This window comes from Bacillus sp. FSL H7-0578, from assembly GCF_038630855.1.
Taxonomy (GTDB): Bacteria; Bacillota; Bacilli; order Bacillales; family Bacillaceae; genus Bacillus; species Bacillus safensis.
On record NZ_CP152045.1, the window covers coordinates 324,237 to 345,755 of the forward strand.

Consider the following 21,519-nt stretch of genomic DNA (forward strand, 5'->3'; position numbering starts at 1 on the left):
AATACGATTTTTTTGATCAAAAAAAGCAAACATAATTAGTTCGATTCACTTAATTTCACTTCTATTGACAGTATTTTCAGAAAAAATAATTGACGAACAAAAAGAATGCGCTTACAATGAAACCACATTCCGAAAAGTGAAATTAGATTCCACTGAATGGAATAAAGGGGTGATTCACCTCCAAATAAGAAGCTAAAGGAATGATTCACACAATGAAAAATCGAAGTGCACTGGAAATTTACAAAGAGGGAGGCGCATGGTGGGAGACTGAGATTAGTCATATTCAAAAAAATTCAATTGAACTACGAGGGTATCCGATTGAAGAACTGATTGGTGAATTGTCGTATCCACAAATGCTCTATTTACTGCTTGTTGGTGAATTATTGGATGATTCAAAAGCAGCTCTTTTTGAAAGTGTTCTTGTCGCAGGTGCGGACCATGGACCAAGAGCGCCATCTATTGCAGCAGCTAGAATGGCGGTGACTTGCGGCATTTCGTTTAATTCCTCTGTTGCAACAGGGGTGAATCTATTAGGTGACATTCATGGCGGAGCCGGAGAGAAGGCCATGCGTATGTTATACGAGGCCAAAGCGGTCTACGATGATCAAAAGGATATACAGGCTGCGGCAAAGCAAGTGTGTCAAACATGGTTAAATCGCAAGGAAAAAATTCCGGGAATCGGCCATCAGCTTCATGATGATGATCCGAGGGTGAGACGTCTATATGAGCTGAGTCACACACATGTCCAGCAAGGTCTTATCAGTGGCACATATTTACGGTTGGCCGAAGCGATTAGACATGAGCTTGAACAACTGAAAGGGAAGAAAATCACGATGAATATAGATGGTGTATCTGCTGCCATTCAATGTGAATTAAACATTCCAGCAGAAGCAGCAAAAGGCATTTTTTCCTTATCCAGAGGAATGGGCATCGTGGCGCATGCATATGAGGAGCTGACAAAGGGAGCCCTCGTGAAGGGACCTTGTCCGAATGAAGAAAGATTGGTTCGTTATGCAGGACATGGAACGCGGCACTTGAAGGAGGGAGAAAAAATTTGAGTGATTTAAAAGCGTTGTCATATATAAACGGCGAGTGGCTGGATACCGGTCGTGTCAAAACAGATATCATCAATCCTTACTCAGGAGAAAGGATCGGAACATCTTATCTCGCCTCATCAGAAGACATAGAAGAGGCACTTTCTATTGCGCAGCAGGCTAAAAAACAAATAGCGGAAATATCGGCTATCGAACGCTCAAAGCTTCTAACAAAAGCAGCCACCTTGCTTGAAGAACAAAAAGACCATTTTGCAAAACTGATTTCGCTGGAATTAGGCAAACCGCTTAAAAATACAAGAGATGAAGTATCGCGATCAATTGAGACGCTGGCGCAGTCTGCGGAAGAAGCGAATCGATTAATAGGTGAGACCATTCCTGGCAATGTATCATCACGCGGACAGGGAGCAATGGCCATGACATTTAAAGTACCAGTCGGAGTTGTGCTGGCGATTACCCCTTTTAATGCACCGCTCAACTTAATTTGCCACAAAGTCGGTCCGGCCTTTGCGGGAGGGAATGTCATCATTTTGAAGCCCGCACCGCAAACATCAGCTGTTGCCACAGCATTTGTCAAACTCCTTCTCGAAGCAGGATTTCCTGAGGCTGGTTTGCAGCTTGTGATTGGCGGGGTCGAGGCCGGGAAACAGTTAGTCACTGATGAAAGAACGAATCTCATCTCTTTTACCGGCGGGGCTGCCGGAGGCGAACACATTACAACCTCTGCGGGATTGAAAAAGGTATTGCTCGAACTCGGAGGGAATGGCGCGACGATTGTTCATCACGATGCAGATATTGAACAAGCCGCATCCCTTTGTGCCAAAACAGGCTTTAGTAATTCCGGTCAAAGCTGTATTTCTGTTCAAAGAATTTATGTCCACCAGGAAATCATGCCGACGTTTACTGAGGTATTAAAACAAAAAGTAGAGCAGCTTGTCGTTGGAGATCCGCTGTCTAGTGAGAGTGATATCGGCTGTATGGTTGATGTCCAGGCCGCGCGGCGTGTTGAGGCATGGATACAAGAGGCAGAGAGCATGGGTGCCCACCTTTTATGTGGGGGGAAAAGAAATGGAGCGAGCATCACACCGGCTATTTTGCTAAACCCTCCGAAACAGGCCAAGGTCGTCTGTGAGGAAGTGTTCGGCCCAGTTGTCAGCATTCTCCCTTATGAGGAGCTGGAGGAGGCAATTAAAGAAGCAAATGATAGCCGATATGGTTTGCAGGCAGGGATCTTTACGAATCAGCTGGATGTGGCGTTGCACGCAGCAAAAGAGCTTGAAACTGGCGGGGTTGTCATCAATGGGACATCGAATTTTAGACTGGATCATTGGCCTTATGGCGGGATTAAGCGAAGTGGCCTTGGAAGAGAAGGTCCGCGTTTCGCCATTGAGGAGATGACCGAAACCAAAATGGTCGTGCTTCCACAGGGTCTGTGAAAGGGGCGTATGGATGTGAATGCATTTCAGCAAAAGGTAAAAAGTGTGCAGGCAGGCGGTCAGCCAATGATTTGTACGCCGCTCATCGGACAAACAAAGGAAGAATTATTTCATGAGGTCGAGGTGTTAACTGAGAAAAATCCTGATGTGATAGAGTGGCGGGCGGATTTTTTTCATCACCTTCATGACAAGGAACAAGTGATAGAAACTCTTAAGGGAATGGTAGAAAAGGCAAAGGGTATCCCATTTTTATTCACGATTCGCTCTGAAAAGGAGGGCGGCGAAAGTATATCACTCTCAGAATCTGAGAAGGTTTCTCTGCTTGCCGAGCTTTGTTCCACTCAGCTTGTGGACGCCGTTGATTATGAATTGATGCATGATGTGACACATATACAGCAAGTCAGTCAGGCGGCTAAAAGAAATGGGATCACCTTGATTGTGTCGTATCACGATTTCCAGCGTGCCCCTGAGGTAGATCGTCTCGTGCAGCTATTCGTCAATGCAGAATCAGTCGGCGCCGACATCGCAAAGATCGCAGTGATGCCGTATTCCTATGACGATGCATTAACACTGCTCTCGGCGACCAGCCATGCGAAAAAGCAGCTGTCAATTCCCGTTATTTCAATGGCAATGGGAGAATACGGGGCTTTTACAAGAATGATTGGCGGACTTTTTGGATCTGTCATGACCTTTGCTGTAGGGAAAGAAAGCTCAGCTCCCGGGCAAGTGGCGATACAGGATTTGAACAATGTTCTATCTATTGTGTTTTCAAAGAATAAGTGAGTAGCAGATTCATAGCTGCACCGTGAGAGGAGAGAAACATGAAGAAGAATATTTCTACACAGGTTATTCAGTACTTAGAAAATCGGGGAGTCGAGCATATTTTCGGTCTCTGCGGTCATACGAATATTGCTTTTTTATCAGCGCTTGAAAAAAGCTCGATTCAATTTGTCAATGTCAGGCATGAACAGATAGCGGCACATGCAGCTGATGGTTATGCGCGGGCAAAGAAACAGACGGCTGTTGTTCTCAGTCATCTAGGACCCGGACTCACCAATGCGGCAACAGGGGTAGCGAATGCAGCACTTGATTCCATTCCAATGGTTGTCATTGCAGGAGATGTCCCAAGTCATTATTACGGAAAGCACCCGCATCAAGAGATCAATCTTCATTCCGATGCCTCTCAATACGAAATTTACCGGCCGTTTGTGAAAAGAGCATGGCGAGTCGATATTCCAGAATTATTTCCAGAGATTTTATCAAAAGCATTTCAGTTAGCTGAAAGCGGCCGTCCTGGCCCGGTGCTTATTTCTGTTCCAATGGATGTGTTCTCAAAGGACCTAGATGTGTCCTTGTTTGAACAAATCAACCATCATACACACACCATTGAAAAACCTTCTATTGATGATCAAACGGCCAATCGGATATTGGATCGATTGCTGCAGGCAGAAAGACCGCTCTTATATGTAGGGGGAGGCATTATATTAGCTGATGCAGCTGAAGAATTAAAGGCATTTTCTGACCATCTGAGTATCCCTGTCGCCCATTCTTTGATGGGGAAAGGAGCCATGCCGGATGATCATCCAATGACTCTTGGAATGACAGGGTTTTGGGGGACAAAATTTATCAATGATCAGTGCAAAGAAGCAGATTATATATTGGCTTTAGGCACCCGTTTTGCTGAAGCTGATGCGAGCTCGTGGGAATCAGATTATACGTTCCGCTTCCCATCAACAAAGCTCATTCATATTGACATTGACCCGAATGAAATTGGACGTAACTATCCTGTTGAAATTGGAGCAGTAGCCGATCTTAAGCAAGCCTTGACTGTACTCAATCGAGTGGCGAGAGAGAGACTGCCAAAAGGGCTGGATCGTCCTGAATTGAAAAAGGAAATTGCGTTATATCGTAAGGATTTTCAGGCTAGCAATCTGACGAATGTTCAAGATGAATCCTTCCCAATGAAGCCGCAGCGTATTTTGCAGGAAGTACGGGAAGTATTGCCGCCAGATGCCTTTATTACAACGGATGTTGGCTGGAACAAAAATGGGGTCGGACAGCAATTTCCTGTGCTCACGCCAGGTACCATTTTAACGCCAGGCGGCTTTGCAACGATGGGATTTGGAGCACCTGCCGCACTTGGGGCAAAGATTGCCCAGCCTGACCGTGTTGTTGTGTCACTCGTTGGAGACGGCGGCTTCGGTCAAAATCCATCCGTTCTTGCAACAGCAGTTGAAGAGAACATTCCTGTTGTGTGGATTGTGATGAATAACAGTGCATTTGGAACAATAGCCGGTTTGCAAATGGCGCACTATGAAACGACGTACGGCACTGTTTTCAGAAAAGGTGGAGAAAGCTATTCACCGGATTTTGCTGCCGTTGCGAGAGGTTATGGGATGAAGGGGATTAAAATCACCTCTGCTTCTGAATTCAAAGAAGCTTTAGCTGAAGCCATTGCTTCTCAGGAGCCTTGCGTTATTGATGTAGCGATGAAAAATGATCCTGTTCCTACGGATGGACATTGGAATATTAATGACATTTATTCACCAAATTCAAAGCGCTCACATGTCAGCGTGAATTAAACAGAACGAGGGAGGAATTAACAATGAAAATTAAAGTATTGAATCCGTTTCAAGATGGGAACCCATTATGGTTAGGCTTAGATCGTCCAGAGGAGCAAATGATTCGAAAGGTATTTCAAACCATTACACCAGATACTGTTGGATCAGAGCATATGATGGCGGGTCTCACCATTTTTGAACCGGGGGAAGCAAGTTCAGTGCACAATCACCCGGGTTCAGAGGAATTTGATTTTGTGATTAAAGGATCTGGCGAAGTCATTTGTGATGGAGAAAGGCAGTCCTTTAAACAAAATGATTTCATGTTCATTCCAGACGGAGTCCCGCACCAGCATGTCAATACAGGAGATGAACCTTTATGGCTCATTTGGCTCTACACACCGCAAGGGCAGCTTCCAAAGGATTAAAAATCTGCACCGGTAAGCCCTCCTTTTGGATCATCAGGGCTTTCCGGGTCAATCAGAAAGATGAAAAGGGCTAAAATTAGGAATGATTTTAGCCCTTCATCACTTGAATGAAAGGGAGTCAAGCAATGAATATGAATACACCGCTCGAAGGAATAAAAATATTAGACGTCTCTACGATGATTGCTGCACCCTATGGCGCGGTGCTTCTAGGGGATTTTGGCGCAGAGGTCATCAAAGTCGAAATTCCTGGTAAAGGCGATACGCTGCGGCATGTCGGCCCTTTTGCAGATGGAGAACCACTTAGATGGTCAGGTCTCTCACGGAATAAGAAATCCCTTACACTGGATCTGCACAAAGACGAAGCAAAGGACATTTTTAAAAAACTTGCGGGTCAGGTCGATGTGCTGATTGAAAATTTCCGCCCTGGAACACTGGAAAAATGGGGCGTTGGGTACGATGTGTTAAAAGAAATCAACCCTCGTTTAATTATGATTCGTGTATCGGGTTATGGTCAAACGGGCCCGTTTAAGGACAAAGCCGGATTTGGAACACCAGCGACGGCGTTTAGCGGCTTTACATATATTCAAGGGTTTCCAGACCGGCATCCAGTCAGCCCTTCCTTTTCTCTCACTGATTATATTGCTGGCATCTATGTGGCGTTTGCTACTGTGACAGCGATGTATTACAGGGATACACATCCAGAAGGAACTGGGCAAATGGTGGATTTGGCCCTCTATGAATCTGTGTTTCGTATGTTAGAGTTTTTGGTTGCAGAATATGACAAGCTTGGGAAGGTGCGTGAGCGTTCACCGGGGCTGAGCGGACATTCAAGCCCTGCCGGTACCTATGAGACAAAGGATGGTCATTATTTGGTTCTTGTGACGAGTACAGATTCGACCTTCAATCGATTGGCAGAGGCGATGAATCGATTAGATTTACTAGAGAATGAAAAATTTGCAGTCAATGCATCCAGGCTGAAGCATAACAAAGAAATGGATGCGATCGTCTCTGAATGGATCGCGTCGAAAACAAGGGATGACGTATTAGAAATTTTAGATACACATGGCGTACCTGTGAGCCCAATCTTAAGTATTCGAGATATTTTTGAGCATCCACAATTTAAAGCACGAGAGAATATCGTCGAGGTGCATCACCCTCGTCTTGGAAAAGTGAAGGTGCCTGGGATCATTCCGAAGTTTGAAAAAACACCTGGAAGTATCCGTCACATTGCACCTGATTTAGGCGAACATAATTATGAGATTTTAACAAATATGCTTGGCTTAACAGAAGAAGAGTGTAAGCAGTTAGAAGAAAAAGGGGTAATTTAATACGCTCAACCGAACCGCACGCTGCGGAAACAAAGGAGGATGGTTATGAAAGTGCATTCAGAACTGAAGGGGAATGAATTGCAGCCCGCATATGTGAAACCAACGAAAGCCCGTTTTGGCATATTGATTCTGTTGTTTTTTATTACTGCTATTAATTATATTGATCGAGCCAGTGTATCCATTGTTGCTCCTGCGATTCAATCTTCATTGCAATTAAATCCTGCCTTATTAGGCTTGATTTTTTCGGCATTTAGCTGGACATATACAGCGATGCAAATACCAGGCGGTTTTATTCTCGATAAATTTGGCTCAAAGGTAACGTATGGGATATCACTCGTTACTTGGTCTATTTTCACAGGCTTACAGGCGTTTGCGAACAGCTTTGCCTTTTTATTCGGCTGCCGTTTGTTTATTGGGATTACAGAATCTCCCGCTTTTCCTGCAAATAACCGTATTGTCACCACATGGTTTCCAAGGCGGGAACGGGCTTTTGCAACAGGTGTTTATACTGCTGGAGAGTATGTGGGTCTTGCCTTTGCGACACCTCTTCTTTTTTGGATCATGACGACTTTCGATTGGAGAACCGTCTTTATTACGGCAGGTGCGCTCGGTATCATATTTGCTTTCTTTTGGTACAAGTATTATCACGAACCGAAAGAGCATCCGAAGATAAATGAAGATGAGTTAGAATTAATCCGGCAAGGCGATGGGCTGACAGTCGCATCACAGGAGAAGCTGAAATGGGCGGACTTTGCCGCCCTTCTAAAATATCGTAAATTGATCGGGCTTTATATTGGGCAATTCTCTGTTGCGTCTACCCTTTTTTTCTTTTTAACGTGGTTTCCGACCTATTTGGCAGAGGCGAAAAATATGGCGTTTCTCAAGGTAGGTTTTGCTGCTTCTCTTCCTTACATTGCTGCATTCTTTGGGGTCTTGTTTGGAGGTTATGTGTCTGATTGGCTGCTCAAAAAGGGCGTATCAGTGAATGTAGCGAGAAAGCTGCCAGTAGTGGTTGGCTTGCTGATGACGAGTACCATTGTTTTAGCAAACTTTACAACAAATATCCCGCTTGTGCTGACCATTTTATCCATCGCTTCATTTGCGCAAGGACTGTCTAATATCTCTTGGACGATGCTGTCTGAGGTGGCACCGCGGGAAATGGTTGGGCTGGCTGGCGGCGTATTTAACTTTTTTGCTAATTTAGCTGGGATCATCACTCCGCTGATTATCGGATTCATCGTGTCGGCGACAGGCTCTTACAATGGAGGAATTTTATTCGTCAGTTTAGTCGCTTTAGGCGGGGCATTGTCGTACATTTTTATTGTAGGTAAAATTGAACGAATTCAATTGAAACCATAGTGAGAAAGCAAAAGAGAACTCAAAGGTGAGTTCTCTTTTTTATGTATAAAAGATAATGGTGATGATCGCTGCACATGCGATGCCCATGCTGATATAAAGGCTGGCAAACCATATATTCCAGCGAGTGATACGGTAAGGGTTGACCTTCATCAAATCAGCCAATAAGGAGACAGAAACATTAAAAGGGCTAAACATAACAGTTGATGTGCCAGCAACGATCAGCATGATTGCGATCGGAAGAGCAGGCAGTTCATGGATGACTGGTGCCATCATGCTGACTAACAAAGCAAGCGAGACAAGCGGGTGAAAACCGCAAAGGGCGGTGATCAGAAAATACAACCCAATGACACAATAAACCCAAATGGCATGGTCTGATATACTGACAATAAATGCTTGAATCGGCTGCATACTGTTTGTCGCAAGGAGCATATCGACAAAGAAGCCTGCACTTAAAAATAGACACATATAGTTGGAGAGCTGACGGGTTCTTTCTTTCCAATGAGGCACAGAGACAGCGATATATTGTTTTCTTTTTTTGATAATAGAAGAGAATAATAGAGCAAATGGAATAATCGTCAGTACTACAGCGAATAAATAGCCTTTCCCAATCCATGCATCGACAAGTGAAACGACTGTCATAAAACCTAGCAGCATGAAAGCGAGCTGAAGGGTTTTTCGCTTAATTCGATGAGGATTGGCGTTTGTTTCTGAAGACTGAATGATGTTTGGTAATCGTTTGCTTTGACGAGAAAAAAGCATCCAATCTATCGCCAGCACGACGACCATTAAACCAAAAGTAATAGGTGCAATTTGATAATATTTTAGTTTGGTTGCATCAATGGTGACGCTTACCAGCACTTCAACAGGACTCCAGCTTAAACATAATGCATATGATCTTAAGAGGTTCCGTGTATAAAGATGTTGCTTCACTTGTTCTTTTAAAGATTCGAGCGACGGTTTGAGCGATGTATATAGTAAAGGAATCGTCGCGATATTTAAAAACATGCCGAGAATATGAGTGACAAATGAACTCTTGCGATAAAGCTGGTTTGAGCTCGTTGTATGCAGTGTGAGCAGTTTATTTAATTGTGTATCGAAATGTCCAACATGTATGAGAGAATGAATAAAAGGCAGCATGAAAAAGAGAGAAAGCAAGCCCAGCATGGAATGAAAGTGAAGAAAAAACGTGTGCAATGGCTGGCCGGATATGAAGAATAAGAACAACCCAATGATGAGAAATACAGCACCTGTTTTCAAATAAAGCCCATTTGCTTTCTTAAAAGAAATGGTGAGCGAGGCAGCGGCCAGCAGACCAACAAAATAGGAGAGTATAGGAGCAGGAAATAGTTGATGAACAATATATAGACTGATAAGAAGTGTAAAAACGAGCAGGTACATTCAAATATCTCCTCCATCAAATATCTTCAAGTGATTTTATTCCGACTGGTGGAATTTGTTTTCTTTTAGTGGAACGTTTAAAATGGATTATAGCAAAATCGATCGTTGATGTCGATAAGAAATCAAAGGGGAAAAGGAGAAAATGAACATGGCTGATAAAAAGTCAAAAGAAGAATCAGGACTGCGTACAGTTCAGCGTGCTTTGGATATTCTGTATTGTTTTAGTGAAGAACGTCAAGAGCTGACGCTAACGGATATTTCAAAAGAGATGAATTTAGCAATGTCTACGACAACGAGACTGCTCAAGGCGCTTGAAATGAATCATTTTGTGGAGAAGAATCAAGAAACAATGAAATACCGATTGGGTCAAAGGCTTTATCTCCTTGGATACATTGCAGGAAAGTCCATTAAATTGAGGGAACTGGCTAAACCACTCATGTACTCACTTCGTGATGAAACAAAGGAAACCGTCAACCTGTATGTACTGGATTCAACAAGCAGGGTTTGTATCGAACAAGCGGAAGGGCTGCAATCGATTCGCCATCTTGTCAAGATTGGTGAGAAGCTGCCATTGTACGCAGGTGCAGGCGGAAAGGTATTATTGGCTTTTCAAAGTGAAGAATTTCAACAAAAAGTATTAGCGTCTGAGGCTGATCATGTGAAGAGAGATGACTGGCAAGAGGAACGTAAACATATTCTTGACACGTATACTTCTTGCAGTATCGATGAACGAGAGGTAGGATCTGCGGCAGTAGCGGCACCAGTCTTTAACATTCATGGGGAAGTGAAGGCTTGTTTATCCATATCTGGTCCAACCCATCGGTTTACTGAAGAAGTCATTCCTAAGCTGCAGCAAAAAGTGAAAGAACAGGCACAGAGGCTTTCTGAACAGCTCGGCTACGTCGTCAAACACAATTTTTAAGATTGCCTATCTTTTCGCGCTCCATTTATCATATAATAGAAACATTATGTAGCATTCCTTGTCGTAGGGAGGACGTGTCACGACCATGAAAATCAATAGAGAAATTCCTGTAAGACAGCGGAATATTGTCCTCATTGGCTTTATGGGTGTTGGGAAAACAACCATTGGGCAGCTGGTTGCCAAAAAGCTATATAGAGATTTTATTGATGTCGATCAGGAGATTGAGAAAAAGTACAACATGACGATTCCAGAGATGTTTCAGCAAAAAGGAGAAGCATTCTTCAGGCAGGCTGAAAAGGATTATATCGTCGATTTATGTGAACATACACAGCTCAAGATCGTTTCCCTTGGAGGCGGTGCATTCAAACAGGAAGAAATCAAACGCGCCTGCTTGAAGCATTGTACCGTTCTTTTCCTTGACTTGTCTTGGGAGAATTGGAAGCAGCGGCTTGATATTTTAATTGAAAACCGCCCTGTTCTTCACAACCGGACGCTTGATGAGATGAAAGAGCTGTTTGAAGAGCGCCGGGAGATTTATTCTCTTCATAACTCAAGAGTGGAAACAGATCATTTAGAGGCTGAGGAAGTCGCCAATTATATTGTGGACACACTCAAGCTTGGCTGGGATTTATATTCGAAATAAAAAAAGTCTACCGTGAGGGTAGACTTTTTTTCTATTGAATTCTTTTCCTTCGTACATATGATGATGCTTTGACAACCAAAATGTATTTATCCTTTTTTTGGTGTGCAGCCGTTTGGAAAAAGCGGTGATCCTCCTTCAATCAGTTCATGATGATGAGGTTTTTGATCTAGATCATTTTCTTTTTCGGAAAAATAAAATAGTATCTAAATTTCAATAAGAGTTTATTGAATTATTATAATCTTTAAAAAATAATGTTGACAACTTCCGTGAGGACATTCTATGATTGTTTACGTAAACGCTTACGGTAAACGTTTACTATAATCGAATGGGGAGGAATTTGTTGATGAAAAATAAAGAAAAATGGAGCGGTGTATTCCCGGCGGTCTTAATTCCTTTTAAAGATGACTATTCAATTGATGAACCTGCTTTTCGTAAGCTTGTTCGCTGGGTGGCGGAGCACGAAGGAATTAACGGGATTGTTGTCAATGGACATACTGGCGAGATTATGACTTTGCTGCCACATGAACGAGCTGAGGCTGTGCGTATTGCAGCCGACGAATTAAAAGGGGAAGTACCTGTCATTTCCGGGGTTTCAGCTGAAGGGACAATTGAAGCGATCCAGCATGCAAAAGCAGTTCAAGAAGCTGGTGGAGAAGGTATCCTTCTCATGCCGCCGCATTCATGGCTGAGATTCGGTATGCAGCCTGAATCACCTGTCCAATTCTTTAAAGATGTTGCAGAAGCGATTGACATTTCAATCATCGTTCATCAATATCCAACGTGGACAAAAACCTCATATACAACGAATCAATTACTAGAAATGTCGGAAATTGAAAATGTTGTCTCATTCAAAATTGGTCAAAGGGACATGGCACAATATGAAGTCGATGTGCGCGCACTGAAAAAGCATGCACCAGATGTATCGCTGCTCACATGTCACGATGAATATTTATTGCCAACATTAGTTCAAGGGATTGATGGGGCGCTTGTCGGTTTCGGCTGTTTTGTGCCAGATTTGATCGCTGAACTTGTGAAATGTGTGGAAAAACAAGACCTTGCAGCAGCTAATAAAGTGTACGATAGAATCTTTGAATTAAAGCATGCTGTATATAAAATGGATGAACCTTCATCTACCTCTCATCTGCGAATGAAGGAAGCGATGTTCCAGAGAGGCTTGATCAGCAGTTCGCTTGCTAGAAAGCCGGTATTACCTTTAACTCAAAAGGAAAAAGAAGAGATTCGCCAGGGCCTTCAAAGTGTTGGTTTGCTTAAGGAAAACGTCAGTAGATAACAGACCATTGATTTCATGATGAAGGTGAGTCAGGTTATAATAGGGTATAAAACAACAGACTCCCGGAGGTATGAAATGTGTCAGTAAGTATTAAAGATGTAGCATTGAAAGCAGGAGTGTCTATAGCCTCTGTTTCCCGAGTATTAAGTGGTAAACCAGGAGTAGGTGCTCAAACGGCTGAAAGAATCAAACAAGTGATTGATGAGTTAGGCTACCGCCCTAATTTAGGAGCGAGAGGGCTCGTGAAAAGAAAGACTGGGAATATTGCTGTAGTGGTTCCCCGCGGTTCATATATTTTGAATAATCCATTTTTTTCAACGATTTTAGATGGAATAGCGAAGGAATTAGATGAGACCGAATTCAATATGCTGATGTCATTTACATCTGTTCAGCAGCAGCGGTTACTTGAGACGCAGGCTGTAGATGGTGCCATTTTATTTTCTCCAAGAAATGAAGAATTGAGCATGGATTGGTTAAAAAGTTTGGCTATTCCCATTATTGTTGTCGGAAGTTACTTAGAGGATTCACCATTTCCATGTGTCAGGCCAGATGATGAAGAAGGTGTTTGTCAATCTGTAACGGCCTTATTTGATAAAGGTCATCGAACCATTGGGCTGGTCAATGGTCCAATGAGTTCGATGCATAGTGTGAGATATTACAAGGGGTATGAGCGCACACTGAAACGTTTAGGATTAACAATGAACAAAGAGCTTGTGTTTGAGTTAGATGAATTTGATGGGGGAAAAGTAGTAGAAGTGGTTTCTCAATTTCTCCAAGGAAACCAGCACATGACTGGAGTTGTTTGCTCTTCAGATTTTTTGGCGATAGGGGTCATGAAAGCGGCAGAAAACGCAAATGTGTCAATACCTCATGATTTGTCTGTCGTTGGTGCCGATGATGTGCCCATTGCAAGTTTTCTAACCCCTTCTTTATCTTCTGTTCATGTTGATTTAGTTGGAATGGGAAGAAAAGCTGTTTCTTTACTAACACAGTTGTTGGAAGGACAACAGTTAGAGGCGATGGAGCATATTTTCCCTATGTATTATATAGATCGGGGCACCACGGGAACGCCAAAAAAGATGTGATAGATGCTGAAAACTCGTAAGATCGCTTGAGAATTTCTCTTGATTTAAAATGTAAGCGATTTCTTTAGCGCTCTTCGGCATGTACTTTTGCATCATTTCCTCCAATAAGGAGGAGATACCATGACGTTAGAACTCAGCGGAAATTCAAATTCTCATGATGAGCAAGTTGTTGATAGAGCTTCACAACTATTGACCAGGATGGAAAGTGTACCTTTTTCGAGGTGGCATTTAAAACCTCGGATCATTATGGGATCTGCTACCTTTTTTGATGCTTTTGATGCACTATCTTTAGCGTTTGTTCTCCCGGTCCTCATCGGCATGTGGAATTTATCACCTGCACAGATTGGTCTTCTTATTGGGTCTGGTTATATAGGACAAGCGATTGGTGCTATTTTCTTTGGATGGTTAGCAGAAAGGCGCGGCCGTGTTTTTAGTGCAAAATGGACGGTATTCCTCATGTCTATTATGAGTATCGCTTGTGTATTTTCAGGTAATTTTATGGCCCTTTTTATTTTCCGCTTTATTCAAGGGATTGGAGTTGGAGGAGAGGTGCCGGTAGCAGCCTCATATATTAATGAGTTGTCCCGAGCCCAAGGGAGAGGTCGATTTTTTATGCTTTATGAGATGATTTTTCCTTTAGGATTAATGATTTCAGCACAAATTGGCGCATTCGTCGTACCTAGCTTTGGGTGGAAATGGATGTTCTTGATTGGAGGCATTGGAGGTTTAATCGTCTTTGTATTCTTTTTCATGCTGCGTGAATCGCCAAGGTGGCTTATTTCGAAAGGCAGGTTAGATGAAGCCGAAAGAATTATTGAAGAAATTGAAGCCAGTACTGACAAACGAATGCCTGTCGCAAATCAAGTATCCAGCAGTACTGAAAAAGGCGACTGGAAAGAGCTATTTTCAACTTTTTACCGTAAAAGAACATTGGTCGTATGGGGACTATGGTTTTCTGCCTACTTTGTATCGAATGGTTTAAATAACTGGTTACCAAGTCTTTATAATACGGTTTACCATTTGCCAGTCGGAGATTCATTAAGGGCAGCATCTCTCACAAATATTTTACAGACCATAGGGGTATTCGCTTGTGCGTTTTTAATTGATAAAGTAGGACGAAAGCGCTGGGCAACCATTGCATTTGTATTAACAGGTGTTTTATTAACGGCTTTATGGATCAGCGGAGCGACTTCACCAGAAAGCGTCATCTATTTAGGGTCTGCTGCTTACGGAATGATGGGGACAATTACAGTTCTCCTCTATCTATATACACCTGAAATTTATCCGACCCGTATGAGGGTGATTGGAACAGCATTTGCTACAGCGTGGCTTAGGCTGGCCTCAGCGATCGCTCCTATTATGATAGGTTTTATTTTAGAGGTAAGCGGTGTTTCAACTATTTTTATTCTTTTTGCAAGTGTGACTGTAGTGGGAGCAATTCTTGCTTTTAAAATGATAGAAACGCGCGAGAAAGTATTAGAGGATATTGCACCGTAAGTTACGCGTGCAGTGAAGAACTTATTCCAAAGAGGGTAGGTTCTTTTTTTATTCAGAGGATCTAAAATGCCTCACCTATCTTCGTTCATTTATCATATAATACAAACATGACTAGCACTCCTTGTCGTAAGGAGAGACGTGTCACGAACATGAAAAGCAATACCTGTGAGACAGTGAAGATTAAAAAAGTCTACCGACAATGGTAGACTTTTTCTATAAGGTCAATTCTTGATTCCCTGAATCATTGCAGCTTTTAAACAGAAGGAAATGGGCTGATGCTGTGCATCGAATTGAAGCTGAAACAGCTGCTTTGTGTCAGGGTCTGCGGCTTGAAGGTGGGAAACGATCTCCTTTTGAATATTCTCTGGCGTGCGTCCACGTATAATCCAGTCCTTATAATCAATATGCAGGTCCCAGTAACGAATCTCTTTCTGAGTCAATTGGTTGTCATCGAAAAGCTCTTTCCATTCTGATAACGAGCTTTCCCGCACATGAGAAGGGTCTCTCAGTCTATTTAAGTGATTAATAAATGAATCCTGTGCAGGGTTTTCAGGTGCATAATGATCGACGAGCAGAAATTGGCCGCCTTTTTTTAAGACTCGGCTGATTTCAGACATGGCTGCCTGAAGGTTTGGAAAGTGGTGAGCAGCAAATCGGCACGTCACTAAATCAAATGATTCATCAGAGAAGGGCAATGCTTCTGCGGCTGCCTGCTCAAAAGTAATGTGGTTCAGGCGGCGTTCTTCCGCAAGTGCTGCTGCAATCTCGATCATTTTTTGCGTGACATCAATGCCGACCCCTTTAGAGATAACGTCTGAAAAGGAAAAAACGGTATGTCCTGCCGCGCAGCCAATATCAAGTAAATGCTCATGTCCCTTCGCATTTGCAGTTGTTTTCATCCATTCCAGCTCTTCTCCGGCCGCAAATATAGGTGAATCTCGATAGTTCTCGGCATTTTGTGAAAATTGGTTCTCGGCTTTAGCATATGGATTCATTTCTTTTCCCCCTTTGTGGTCTCTTTATCGTAGAATTCCTTCTGTTATTTGTCTAAGACATAAAAGATATGACATGGATAGTTAAAACCTATGAGGTGATGAAAGTGGATATACGAATGATGGAATATGTCATGGAAGTGTACCGGCAGCAAAGTTTTACAAAAGCAGCGGATCAACTTCATATTGCACAGCCTTCTTTAAGCCAGCAAATGAAGAAGCTGGAAGAGGAATTAGACACACCGCTATTTATTCGAAAGTATGGACAAGTAACGCCCACACCTCAAGGGAGACGATTCATTAAAAGGGCTGAGAATATTTTGAAGGAAAGAGATGATTTGCTGCGTGAAATAGGAGAGGCAGCTTATGAAATCGGGAAAGAGCTGAACATTGGAGCGCCAGCAGTGACTGGGGGCTATGTCTTGCCCGGTTTATTAAAAACTTTTTGTCAAACGTATCCTCATGTTCACGTTCAACTGATAGAAGAGTCTCCTCGTGAGCTCGAAAAACGTCTATTGGCTGGAAAACTGGATTTGGCTATTTTATCTATGCCTGTCGAGCATGAATCATTGAAAACGAAACAAATGCTGACAGAGCCGCTCCTTCTTGCAGTTCCGCAAGCTGCTCAGCCATGGTTATCAGAGGAATTGAACGAGATTATCAAGCAAGCAGGGCAAAAAGAGTCCGGTCACGAAATCGTTCCCTTTCAGCTTCTTGAAGGTACCCCATTTATTATGCTGAAAGAGGGATACGGTTTTCGGCAAGTGGTCATGGAGCTGTGCCGTCATCACGGTTTCCAGCCAAAAGCGGCTTTTGAAACAAGTCATATTCAAACAGCACAGGCATTGGTCAAAAACGAACTAGGTGTGACCGTTGTGCCGAAAATGGTGGCGCAAGAGGATAGGAACGGGGTCATTTATTTACACATTGATTCATGCCCAACCCGCACACTTGTGTTTGCATATGTGGAAGAAAGGTATTTAACGAAAGCCGCTCAAGCCTTCATGGACCTTTATCAGAATGAAGGGAAGGCTTAAACAAACGTTTAATTAAACGCAAAAAGCAGGGGAGCACCCTGCTTTAAGATTGGTGACAAAGGGCTAAAATGATCTTGATTTTAGCCCTTTATCTTCTTTTCAGCGTGATAGAAAACCTTTGAAGTCTAGGAAGGGCGAGCACCGGAGCGGAGCGAATTTGACATTCGTGAGCACCGGAGCGCAGACCTGACACCGAATGCGAGGGTTTGTCTACACGCTGAAAGCAGGGGAGCACCCTGCTTTTTAATATAAGTCGAGACGCTGATCCGTCATAACCGGAATTTGCTGTCTGACTTCATCCACTAGCTGAAGATCAATTTCCGCATAATAAATATCTTCGTCATCGTTTGTTTCAAGCAGGATGCGGCCGAGTGGATCAATCACCATAGAGTGTCCAGGGAATGCCGTGTCTCTGCTTGTGCCTGTTCTGTTAACAGCAATCATAAATGACTGGTTTTCAATCGCTCTTGCGATGAGCAGGCTGCGCCAATGGTCCACTCTTGCTGACGGCCATTGCGCCGTATTGACGAGCACCTTCGCTCCTTTGTTCACAAGTGTTCTGGAAAGCTGCGGGAAACGGAGGTCATAGCAAATCATTGCACCAATCGTCACATCTTCCCCATAGTCAAATAAACCAAGCTGATCACCAGCGGTTAAATAGTTGTGCTCATCCATTAAGCGGAATAAATGAATTTTATCATAATCTAACAAAAGCTCCCCTTGGCGGTTAAAGACATACATCGTGTTGGTGATATTTTCATCTTCTGTCCGCTTATTTAATACACTGCCTGCGATGAGATACACTTGATGCTTGCGGGCAAAGGAGGAAAAGAGCTGTTTTGTGCGTTCACCGTTTACATCCGCAAGCTGATCGGCTTGTTCAAGGGCGTAGCCGGTATTCCACATTTCGGGTAAAATGATCAAATCAGGCTGCTCGCGAACCGCTTCTTCTAAAAACGCTGCTGCTTTTTTAAAATTCACTTCTGGTTCTCCAATTTGTACGTCCATTTGGACAAGGGCGATTTTCATACGAGTTCCTCCTTTATTTGCTATATGTCATGTGAAAATCATGAATGTATGTAATGGTTTATTTTAGTCTTCAAGGCCAGTTTCTTTATCATAAAGGTTTCCATCATCTTTGCCAATAGAAATGTCAGAAGGTTTTGTTAAATGGCTTTCTCACTCAAGAAATCGGTGTTATGATACATATAATGAATAAAACAAAGGGGGATACTCGGATATGCAATTGTACGATTTACCACTTGAAGAGCTAAAAAAATATAAACCAAAGAAAACAGCACGCCCTGATTTCTCAGATTTTTGGAAGAAATCACTCGAAGAACTGCGCCAAGTGGAGGCAAAGCCAATACTTGAACCGTATGACTATCCAGTGAAAGGCGTCAAGGTGTACCACCTGACGTATCAAAGCTTTGGACATTCTAAAATTGAAGGCTTTTATGCTGTACCTGATCAAACTGGCCCGCATCCAGCGCTCGTTCGTTTTCATGGCTATAATGCCAGCTATGACGGCGGCATTCACGACATCGTCAACTGGGCGCTCCACGGCTATGCCACATTTGGTATGCTCGTCCGCGGTCAAGGCGGCAGTGAAGATCAGACAGTGACACCAGGCGGTCACGCTTTGGGGTGGATGACAAAAGGCATTTTATCAAAAGAGACCTACTATTATCGCGGTGTTTATTTAGATGCGGTTCGTGCACTCGAAGTTATTCAGTCCTTCCCTGAAGTGGATAAACACCGGATCGGCGTAATTGGTGGGAGCCAGGGAGGCGCATTAGCGGTAGCAGCTGCAGCCCTTTCAGATATTCCGAAGGTCGTCGCGGCAGATTACCCTTATTTATCAAACTTTGAGCGTGCAGTGGATGTGGCATTGGAGCAGCCTTATTTAGAAATCAATTCGTACTTTCGGAGAAATAGTGACCCGGAAGTGGAAGAAAAGGCATTTGAGACATTAAGCTATTTTGACTTAATTAATTTAGCTGGATGGGTCAAACAGCCAACATTGATGGCGATCGGTCTGATTGACAAAATTACCCCGCCATCTACTGTGTTTGCGGCATACAACCATTTAGAAACAGATAAAGACCTTAAGGTATACCGCTATTTTGGACACGAGTTTATCCCGGCTTTTCAAACAGAGAAGCTCTCCTTCTTACAAAAGCACTTGCTCAAATAAAAGAACAAAGAGGCCGCTCTAGGAGGGCCTCTTTTTTAATAACTCGTATTTTGTCTCGTTTTTTCATCAGGTACTAACGCGGTGATAATAAGGGCAAGAGCTGTGATGATATGAAGGATGAATCCAAGTATCGGAATCCAGGCGAGGCAGGATGTGATAATCCCAATGATGCTGCCAATCATTGGTCCTTGGTCTCGCTTCGATAAGACGAGTGTGATAATATGCAGAATAAGCATGACCATGAGCGGTGAATAGCCATTGCTAATAATAAATAGTCCTCCGATGACAGGGATGGCAAGACAGGCTTCAAAAATTCCGGTGATCCATTTCATGATGCGAGATATAGACATGAGATCCAACTCCTTTTTCATATATGTCTTATTCGTATTTTACCAAAACGTGAAGAAGTCATGCAGATTTCTATAGAAAGAGTTGATGGATGATGAGAGAGAGAATCAAGGAAGAGCTGAAAATCATCGAAGAAACGTATGACGTGAAAATTTGCCTCGCGGTCGAATCAGGCAGCAGAGCATGGGGATTCCCCTCGACTGATAGTGATTACGATGTTCGTTTTTTATATGTTCCTCGAAAAGAATGGTATTGGGCAATGGAAGAACATCGTGATGTCATTGAACGGCCGATTGATGATGTGCTTGATATCAGCGGCTGGGAGCTTAGAAAGGCACTTCGCTTATTCAATAAATCGAATCCGTCCATCATGGAATGGCTGTCGTCTGACATCATCTATGCTGAATCCTTCTCTTTGGCAAAGCAGCTAAGAGAATTAAAGGATCGAGCGTTTTATCCTGCCGCATTGATGTATCATTACCTCAATATGGCGAAGCGGAATGAAAGCCGGCATTTACGAGGAGAGCAGGTGCGAATCAAGAAGTATTTCTATGTGCTTCGTCCGCTGCTTGCCTGTCAGTGGATTGAACGATACAGGACGGTTCCGCCGATGGACTTTCATAAACTGCTCGAGGAACTAGTGGAGGAAGGTCCGCTTTTAGCGGAAATCCATGAGCTGCTCAAACGTAAAATGGACGGCGAAGAAATGGATGTAGAGAACCGCCTCGCTTATGTCCATCCATTTATCGACAAAGAGCTCGCGCGATTTGATGAATTGGTGAAAAGCTACAATCAGCCGAAGGACAGCCTGTTGCAAGAATTAAATGAGCTGCTGCAGTCTACCCTTGATGAGGTGTGGGCGTAAGCAGGGAAGAGCCAGCCGGATCACGGCAGGCTCTTTTTTATCTCTTATTGTGATAAAACCACAAAAAAAGTCAGAATTTTTGTCATCTTCAAATATTGTAGCGGACAGCTTATGAGCTTTACAATAAAGACATAGCTTACAAAGAGTGGGAGGTGCCCTTTATGGAGTCGGTCACAAGAAATTTCTTCTTGTTTTTGTCAAAGAGCAGTCTCTTGAACCATATTGCTCGTAATTGGGGAAGTGCTGTTGCATCTAAGAAAATCATCGGAGGGAAGGACTTTGAGAGTGCCATCCCTGTTATCAAGCGATTAAATGACCAAGGAATGGCTGTGACAGTTGATCACCTTGGTGAGTTTGTTACAAAGGCAGAGATTGCCAATGAACGGACGACTGAGTGTATTCAAACCATTCAGCGGATTGCTGAGGCGGGACTCAATTCCCATGTGTCACTCAAAATGACATCCCTTGGCCTGGATATTGACGATGACCTTGTGTATCACAATATGAAACGTATTTTAGATACGGCAGAGAAACACCGTATCATGGTGACAATCGATATGGAGGATGAACAGCGCTGTCAAAAAACGCTGGACATTTTTAAAGAGATGAAATCTCAATATGAGTATGTCAGTACGGTCTTGCAGGCGTATTTGTACAGAACAGAAAAGGATCTTGATGACCTAAATGAGCTGCAGCCATTTTTAAGACTTGTAAAGGGTGCCTATAAGGAATCCGCCGAAGTGGCGTATCCAAACAAAATAGATGTCGATCTGAATTATCAAAAGCTGATCGAAAAGCAATTGCTCTCAGGGAACTATACAGCCATTGCGACACATGACGATCAAATGATCGAGTTCACAAAAAATATTGTGAAAAAACACAATATACAGACAGGTCAGTTCGAATTTCAAATGCTGTACGGCATGAGATCAGAAACGCAGCAGGCACTTGTGAAAGAAGGCTATCAAATGAGGGTCTATACTCCGTATGGACGAGAGTGGTATGGCTACTACATGAGACGCCTTGCAGAACGGCCGGCAAACATTGCCTTTGCTCTAAAAGGGATGACGAGAAAATAATTTG

At 43.1% G+C, this 21,519-nt stretch carries 20 protein-coding genes; 16 read left to right on the forward strand and 4 right to left on the reverse strand.

Annotation, left to right across the window (positions count from 1 at the left end; genetic code table 11):
- Positions 1-200: 200 nt before the first annotated feature.
- From MHB41_RS01765 to MHB41_RS01795, 7 genes are all read left to right on the forward strand, one after another.
- The gene (locus MHB41_RS01765; RefSeq protein WP_080769807.1) at positions 201-1,058 is read left to right on the forward strand and encodes a citryl-CoA lyase; all 858 of its coding nucleotides are present in this window, start codon (positions 201-203) and stop codon (positions 1,056-1,058) included.
- Positions 1,055-2,488, forward strand: a complete 1,434-nt coding sequence (locus MHB41_RS01770; protein ID WP_340899406.1) for an aldehyde dehydrogenase family protein — start codon at positions 1,055-1,057, stop codon at positions 2,486-2,488. Before MHB41_RS01765 ends, MHB41_RS01770 begins: the two co-directional genes overlap by 4 nt.
- 9 nt (positions 2,489-2,497) lie before the next feature.
- Positions 2,498-3,271 (forward strand): type I 3-dehydroquinate dehydratase, encoded by a 774-nt coding sequence (gene aroD, locus MHB41_RS01775; RefSeq protein ID WP_340899405.1) that lies wholly within the window; start codon positions 2,498-2,500, stop codon positions 3,269-3,271.
- Positions 3,272-3,309: 38 nt separating this feature from the next.
- Positions 3,310-5,070 carry a thiamine pyrophosphate-binding protein gene (locus MHB41_RS01780; protein ID WP_034283256.1) on the forward strand — a complete coding sequence of 587 codons (1,761 nt, stop codon included), beginning with the start codon at positions 3,310-3,312 and terminating at the stop codon, positions 5,068-5,070.
- Positions 5,071-5,093: 23 nt separating this feature from the next.
- The gene (locus MHB41_RS01785) at positions 5,094-5,474 is read left to right on the forward strand and encodes a cupin domain-containing protein (RefSeq protein ID WP_034283259.1); all 381 of its coding nucleotides are present in this window, start codon (positions 5,094-5,096) and stop codon (positions 5,472-5,474) included.
- Between the two features lie 125 nt (positions 5,475-5,599).
- Positions 5,600-6,802 (forward strand): CoA transferase, encoded by a 1,203-nt coding sequence (locus MHB41_RS01790; RefSeq protein WP_024427254.1) that lies wholly within the window; start codon positions 5,600-5,602, stop codon positions 6,800-6,802.
- 45 nt (positions 6,803-6,847) lie between these two features.
- Positions 6,848-8,161 carry an MFS transporter gene (locus MHB41_RS01795; protein ID WP_025092799.1) on the forward strand — a complete coding sequence of 438 codons (1,314 nt, stop codon included), beginning with the start codon at positions 6,848-6,850 and terminating at the stop codon, positions 8,159-8,161.
- A gap of 39 nt (positions 8,162-8,200) precedes the next feature.
- On the opposite strand, the gene MHB41_RS01800 is transcribed toward MHB41_RS01795, so the two are convergent.
- Positions 8,201-9,559: a hypothetical protein gene (locus tag MHB41_RS01800; protein ID WP_251232526.1), complete on the reverse strand. Its 1,359-nt coding sequence runs from the start codon at positions 9,557-9,559 to the stop codon at positions 8,201-8,203.
- A gap of 148 nt (positions 9,560-9,707) precedes the next feature.
- Here MHB41_RS01800 and MHB41_RS01805 point away from each other — a divergent pair, with 148 nt between their 5' ends.
- The 5 genes from MHB41_RS01805 to MHB41_RS01825 all read left to right on the forward strand — a co-directional run bounded on the left by MHB41_RS01805 (position 9,708) and on the right by MHB41_RS01825 (position 14,997).
- The gene (locus MHB41_RS01805; RefSeq protein WP_034283265.1) at positions 9,708-10,481 is read left to right on the forward strand and encodes an IclR family transcriptional regulator; all 774 of its coding nucleotides are present in this window, start codon (positions 9,708-9,710) and stop codon (positions 10,479-10,481) included.
- 85 nt (positions 10,482-10,566) lie between these two features.
- A complete protein-coding gene (locus MHB41_RS01810; protein ID WP_003214270.1) occupies positions 10,567-11,124 on the forward strand; it encodes a shikimate kinase in 558 nt (185 codons plus the stop codon).
- Positions 11,125-11,467: 343 nt separating this feature from the next.
- Positions 11,468-12,415, forward strand: a complete 948-nt coding sequence (locus tag MHB41_RS01815) for a dihydrodipicolinate synthase family protein (protein ID WP_056765053.1) — start codon at positions 11,468-11,470, stop codon at positions 12,413-12,415.
- Between the two features lie 77 nt (positions 12,416-12,492).
- A complete protein-coding gene (locus MHB41_RS01820) occupies positions 12,493-13,500 on the forward strand; it encodes a LacI family DNA-binding transcriptional regulator (protein WP_111927555.1) in 1,008 nt (335 codons plus the stop codon).
- 120 nt (positions 13,501-13,620) lie between these two features.
- Positions 13,621-14,997, forward strand: a complete 1,377-nt coding sequence (locus MHB41_RS01825; RefSeq protein WP_070326664.1) for an MFS transporter — start codon at positions 13,621-13,623, stop codon at positions 14,995-14,997.
- A 221-nt stretch (positions 14,998-15,218) separates the two neighbouring features.
- Here MHB41_RS01825 and MHB41_RS01830 read toward each other — a convergent pair whose 3' ends face one another.
- Positions 15,219-15,992, reverse strand: coding sequence for a class I SAM-dependent methyltransferase (locus MHB41_RS01830; RefSeq protein WP_176967346.1), 774 nt, complete (start codon positions 15,990-15,992; stop codon positions 15,219-15,221).
- A 116-nt stretch (positions 15,993-16,108) separates the two neighbouring features.
- On the opposite strand from MHB41_RS01830, the gene MHB41_RS01835 reads away from it, so the two are divergent.
- On the forward strand, positions 16,109-17,026 hold the full coding sequence (locus tag MHB41_RS01835; RefSeq protein WP_176967345.1) for a LysR substrate-binding domain-containing protein: 918 nt from the start codon (positions 16,109-16,111) through the stop codon (positions 17,024-17,026).
- Between the two features lie 243 nt (positions 17,027-17,269).
- Here the strand turns inward: MHB41_RS01835 and MHB41_RS01840 are convergent, their stop codons facing one another.
- Complete coding sequence (locus MHB41_RS01840) at positions 17,270-18,055, reverse strand: carbon-nitrogen family hydrolase (protein WP_041106629.1); 786 nt, start codon at positions 18,053-18,055, stop codon at positions 17,270-17,272.
- Between the two features lie 211 nt (positions 18,056-18,266).
- On the opposite strand from MHB41_RS01840, the gene MHB41_RS01845 reads away from it, so the two are divergent.
- A complete protein-coding gene (locus MHB41_RS01845; protein ID WP_098677318.1) occupies positions 18,267-19,223 on the forward strand; it encodes an acetylxylan esterase in 957 nt (318 codons plus the stop codon).
- 35 nt (positions 19,224-19,258) lie between these two features.
- Here MHB41_RS01845 and MHB41_RS01850 read toward each other — a convergent pair whose 3' ends face one another.
- Entirely contained in the window at positions 19,259-19,573 is a 315-nt protein-coding gene (locus MHB41_RS01850) for a hypothetical protein (protein ID WP_024424319.1), read from the reverse strand.
- A 92-nt stretch (positions 19,574-19,665) separates the two neighbouring features.
- Between MHB41_RS01850 and MHB41_RS01855 the strand changes: the two genes are divergently transcribed.
- Together MHB41_RS01855 and MHB41_RS01860 are read left to right on the forward strand one after the other, a co-directional pair.
- Complete coding sequence (locus MHB41_RS01855) at positions 19,666-20,436, forward strand: nucleotidyltransferase domain-containing protein (protein WP_098677320.1); 771 nt, start codon at positions 19,666-19,668, stop codon at positions 20,434-20,436.
- A gap of 161 nt (positions 20,437-20,597) precedes the next feature.
- Positions 20,598-21,515: a proline dehydrogenase gene (locus MHB41_RS01860; protein WP_340899389.1), complete on the forward strand. Its 918-nt coding sequence runs from the start codon at positions 20,598-20,600 to the stop codon at positions 21,513-21,515.
- Positions 21,516-21,519 lie beyond the last annotated feature (4 nt).

Coding starts and splice junctions, on each gene's coding strand:
- MHB41_RS01765 (WP_080769807.1), top strand. CDS start 201: ATGATTCACACAATGAAAAATCGAAGTGCACTGGAAATTTACAAAGAG.
- aroD (WP_340899405.1), top strand. CDS start 2,498: ATGGATGTGAATGCATTTCAGCAAAAGGTAAAAAGTGTGCAGGCAGGC.
- MHB41_RS01780 (WP_034283256.1), top strand. CDS start 3,310: ATGAAGAAGAATATTTCTACACAGGTTATTCAGTACTTAGAAAATCGG.
- MHB41_RS01785 (WP_034283259.1), top strand. CDS start 5,094: ATGAAAATTAAAGTATTGAATCCGTTTCAAGATGGGAACCCATTATGG.
- MHB41_RS01790 (WP_024427254.1), top strand. CDS start 5,600: ATGAATATGAATACACCGCTCGAAGGAATAAAAATATTAGACGTCTCT.
- MHB41_RS01795 (WP_025092799.1), top strand. CDS start 6,848: ATGAAAGTGCATTCAGAACTGAAGGGGAATGAATTGCAGCCCGCATAT.
- MHB41_RS01800 (WP_251232526.1), bottom strand. CDS start 9,559: ATGTACCTGCTCGTTTTTACACTTCTTATCAGTCTATATATTGTTCAT.
- MHB41_RS01805 (WP_034283265.1), top strand. CDS start 9,708: ATGGCTGATAAAAAGTCAAAAGAAGAATCAGGACTGCGTACAGTTCAG.
- MHB41_RS01810 (WP_003214270.1), top strand. CDS start 10,567: ATGAAAATCAATAGAGAAATTCCTGTAAGACAGCGGAATATTGTCCTC.
- MHB41_RS01815 (WP_056765053.1), top strand. CDS start 11,468: ATGAAAAATAAAGAAAAATGGAGCGGTGTATTCCCGGCGGTCTTAATT.
- MHB41_RS01825 (WP_070326664.1), top strand. CDS start 13,621: ATGACGTTAGAACTCAGCGGAAATTCAAATTCTCATGATGAGCAAGTT.
- MHB41_RS01830 (WP_176967346.1), bottom strand. CDS start 15,992: ATGAATCCATATGCTAAAGCCGAGAACCAATTTTCACAAAATGCCGAG.
- MHB41_RS01835 (WP_176967345.1), top strand. CDS start 16,109: ATGATGGAATATGTCATGGAAGTGTACCGGCAGCAAAGTTTTACAAAA.
- MHB41_RS01840 (WP_041106629.1), bottom strand. CDS start 18,055: ATGAAAATCGCCCTTGTCCAAATGGACGTACAAATTGGAGAACCAGAA.
- MHB41_RS01845 (WP_098677318.1), top strand. CDS start 18,267: ATGCAATTGTACGATTTACCACTTGAAGAGCTAAAAAAATATAAACCA.
- MHB41_RS01850 (WP_024424319.1), bottom strand. CDS start 19,573: ATGTCTATATCTCGCATCATGAAATGGATCACCGGAATTTTTGAAGCC.
- MHB41_RS01855 (WP_098677320.1), top strand. CDS start 19,666: ATGAGAGAGAGAATCAAGGAAGAGCTGAAAATCATCGAAGAAACGTAT.
- MHB41_RS01860 (WP_340899389.1), top strand. CDS start 20,598: ATGGAGTCGGTCACAAGAAATTTCTTCTTGTTTTTGTCAAAGAGCAGT.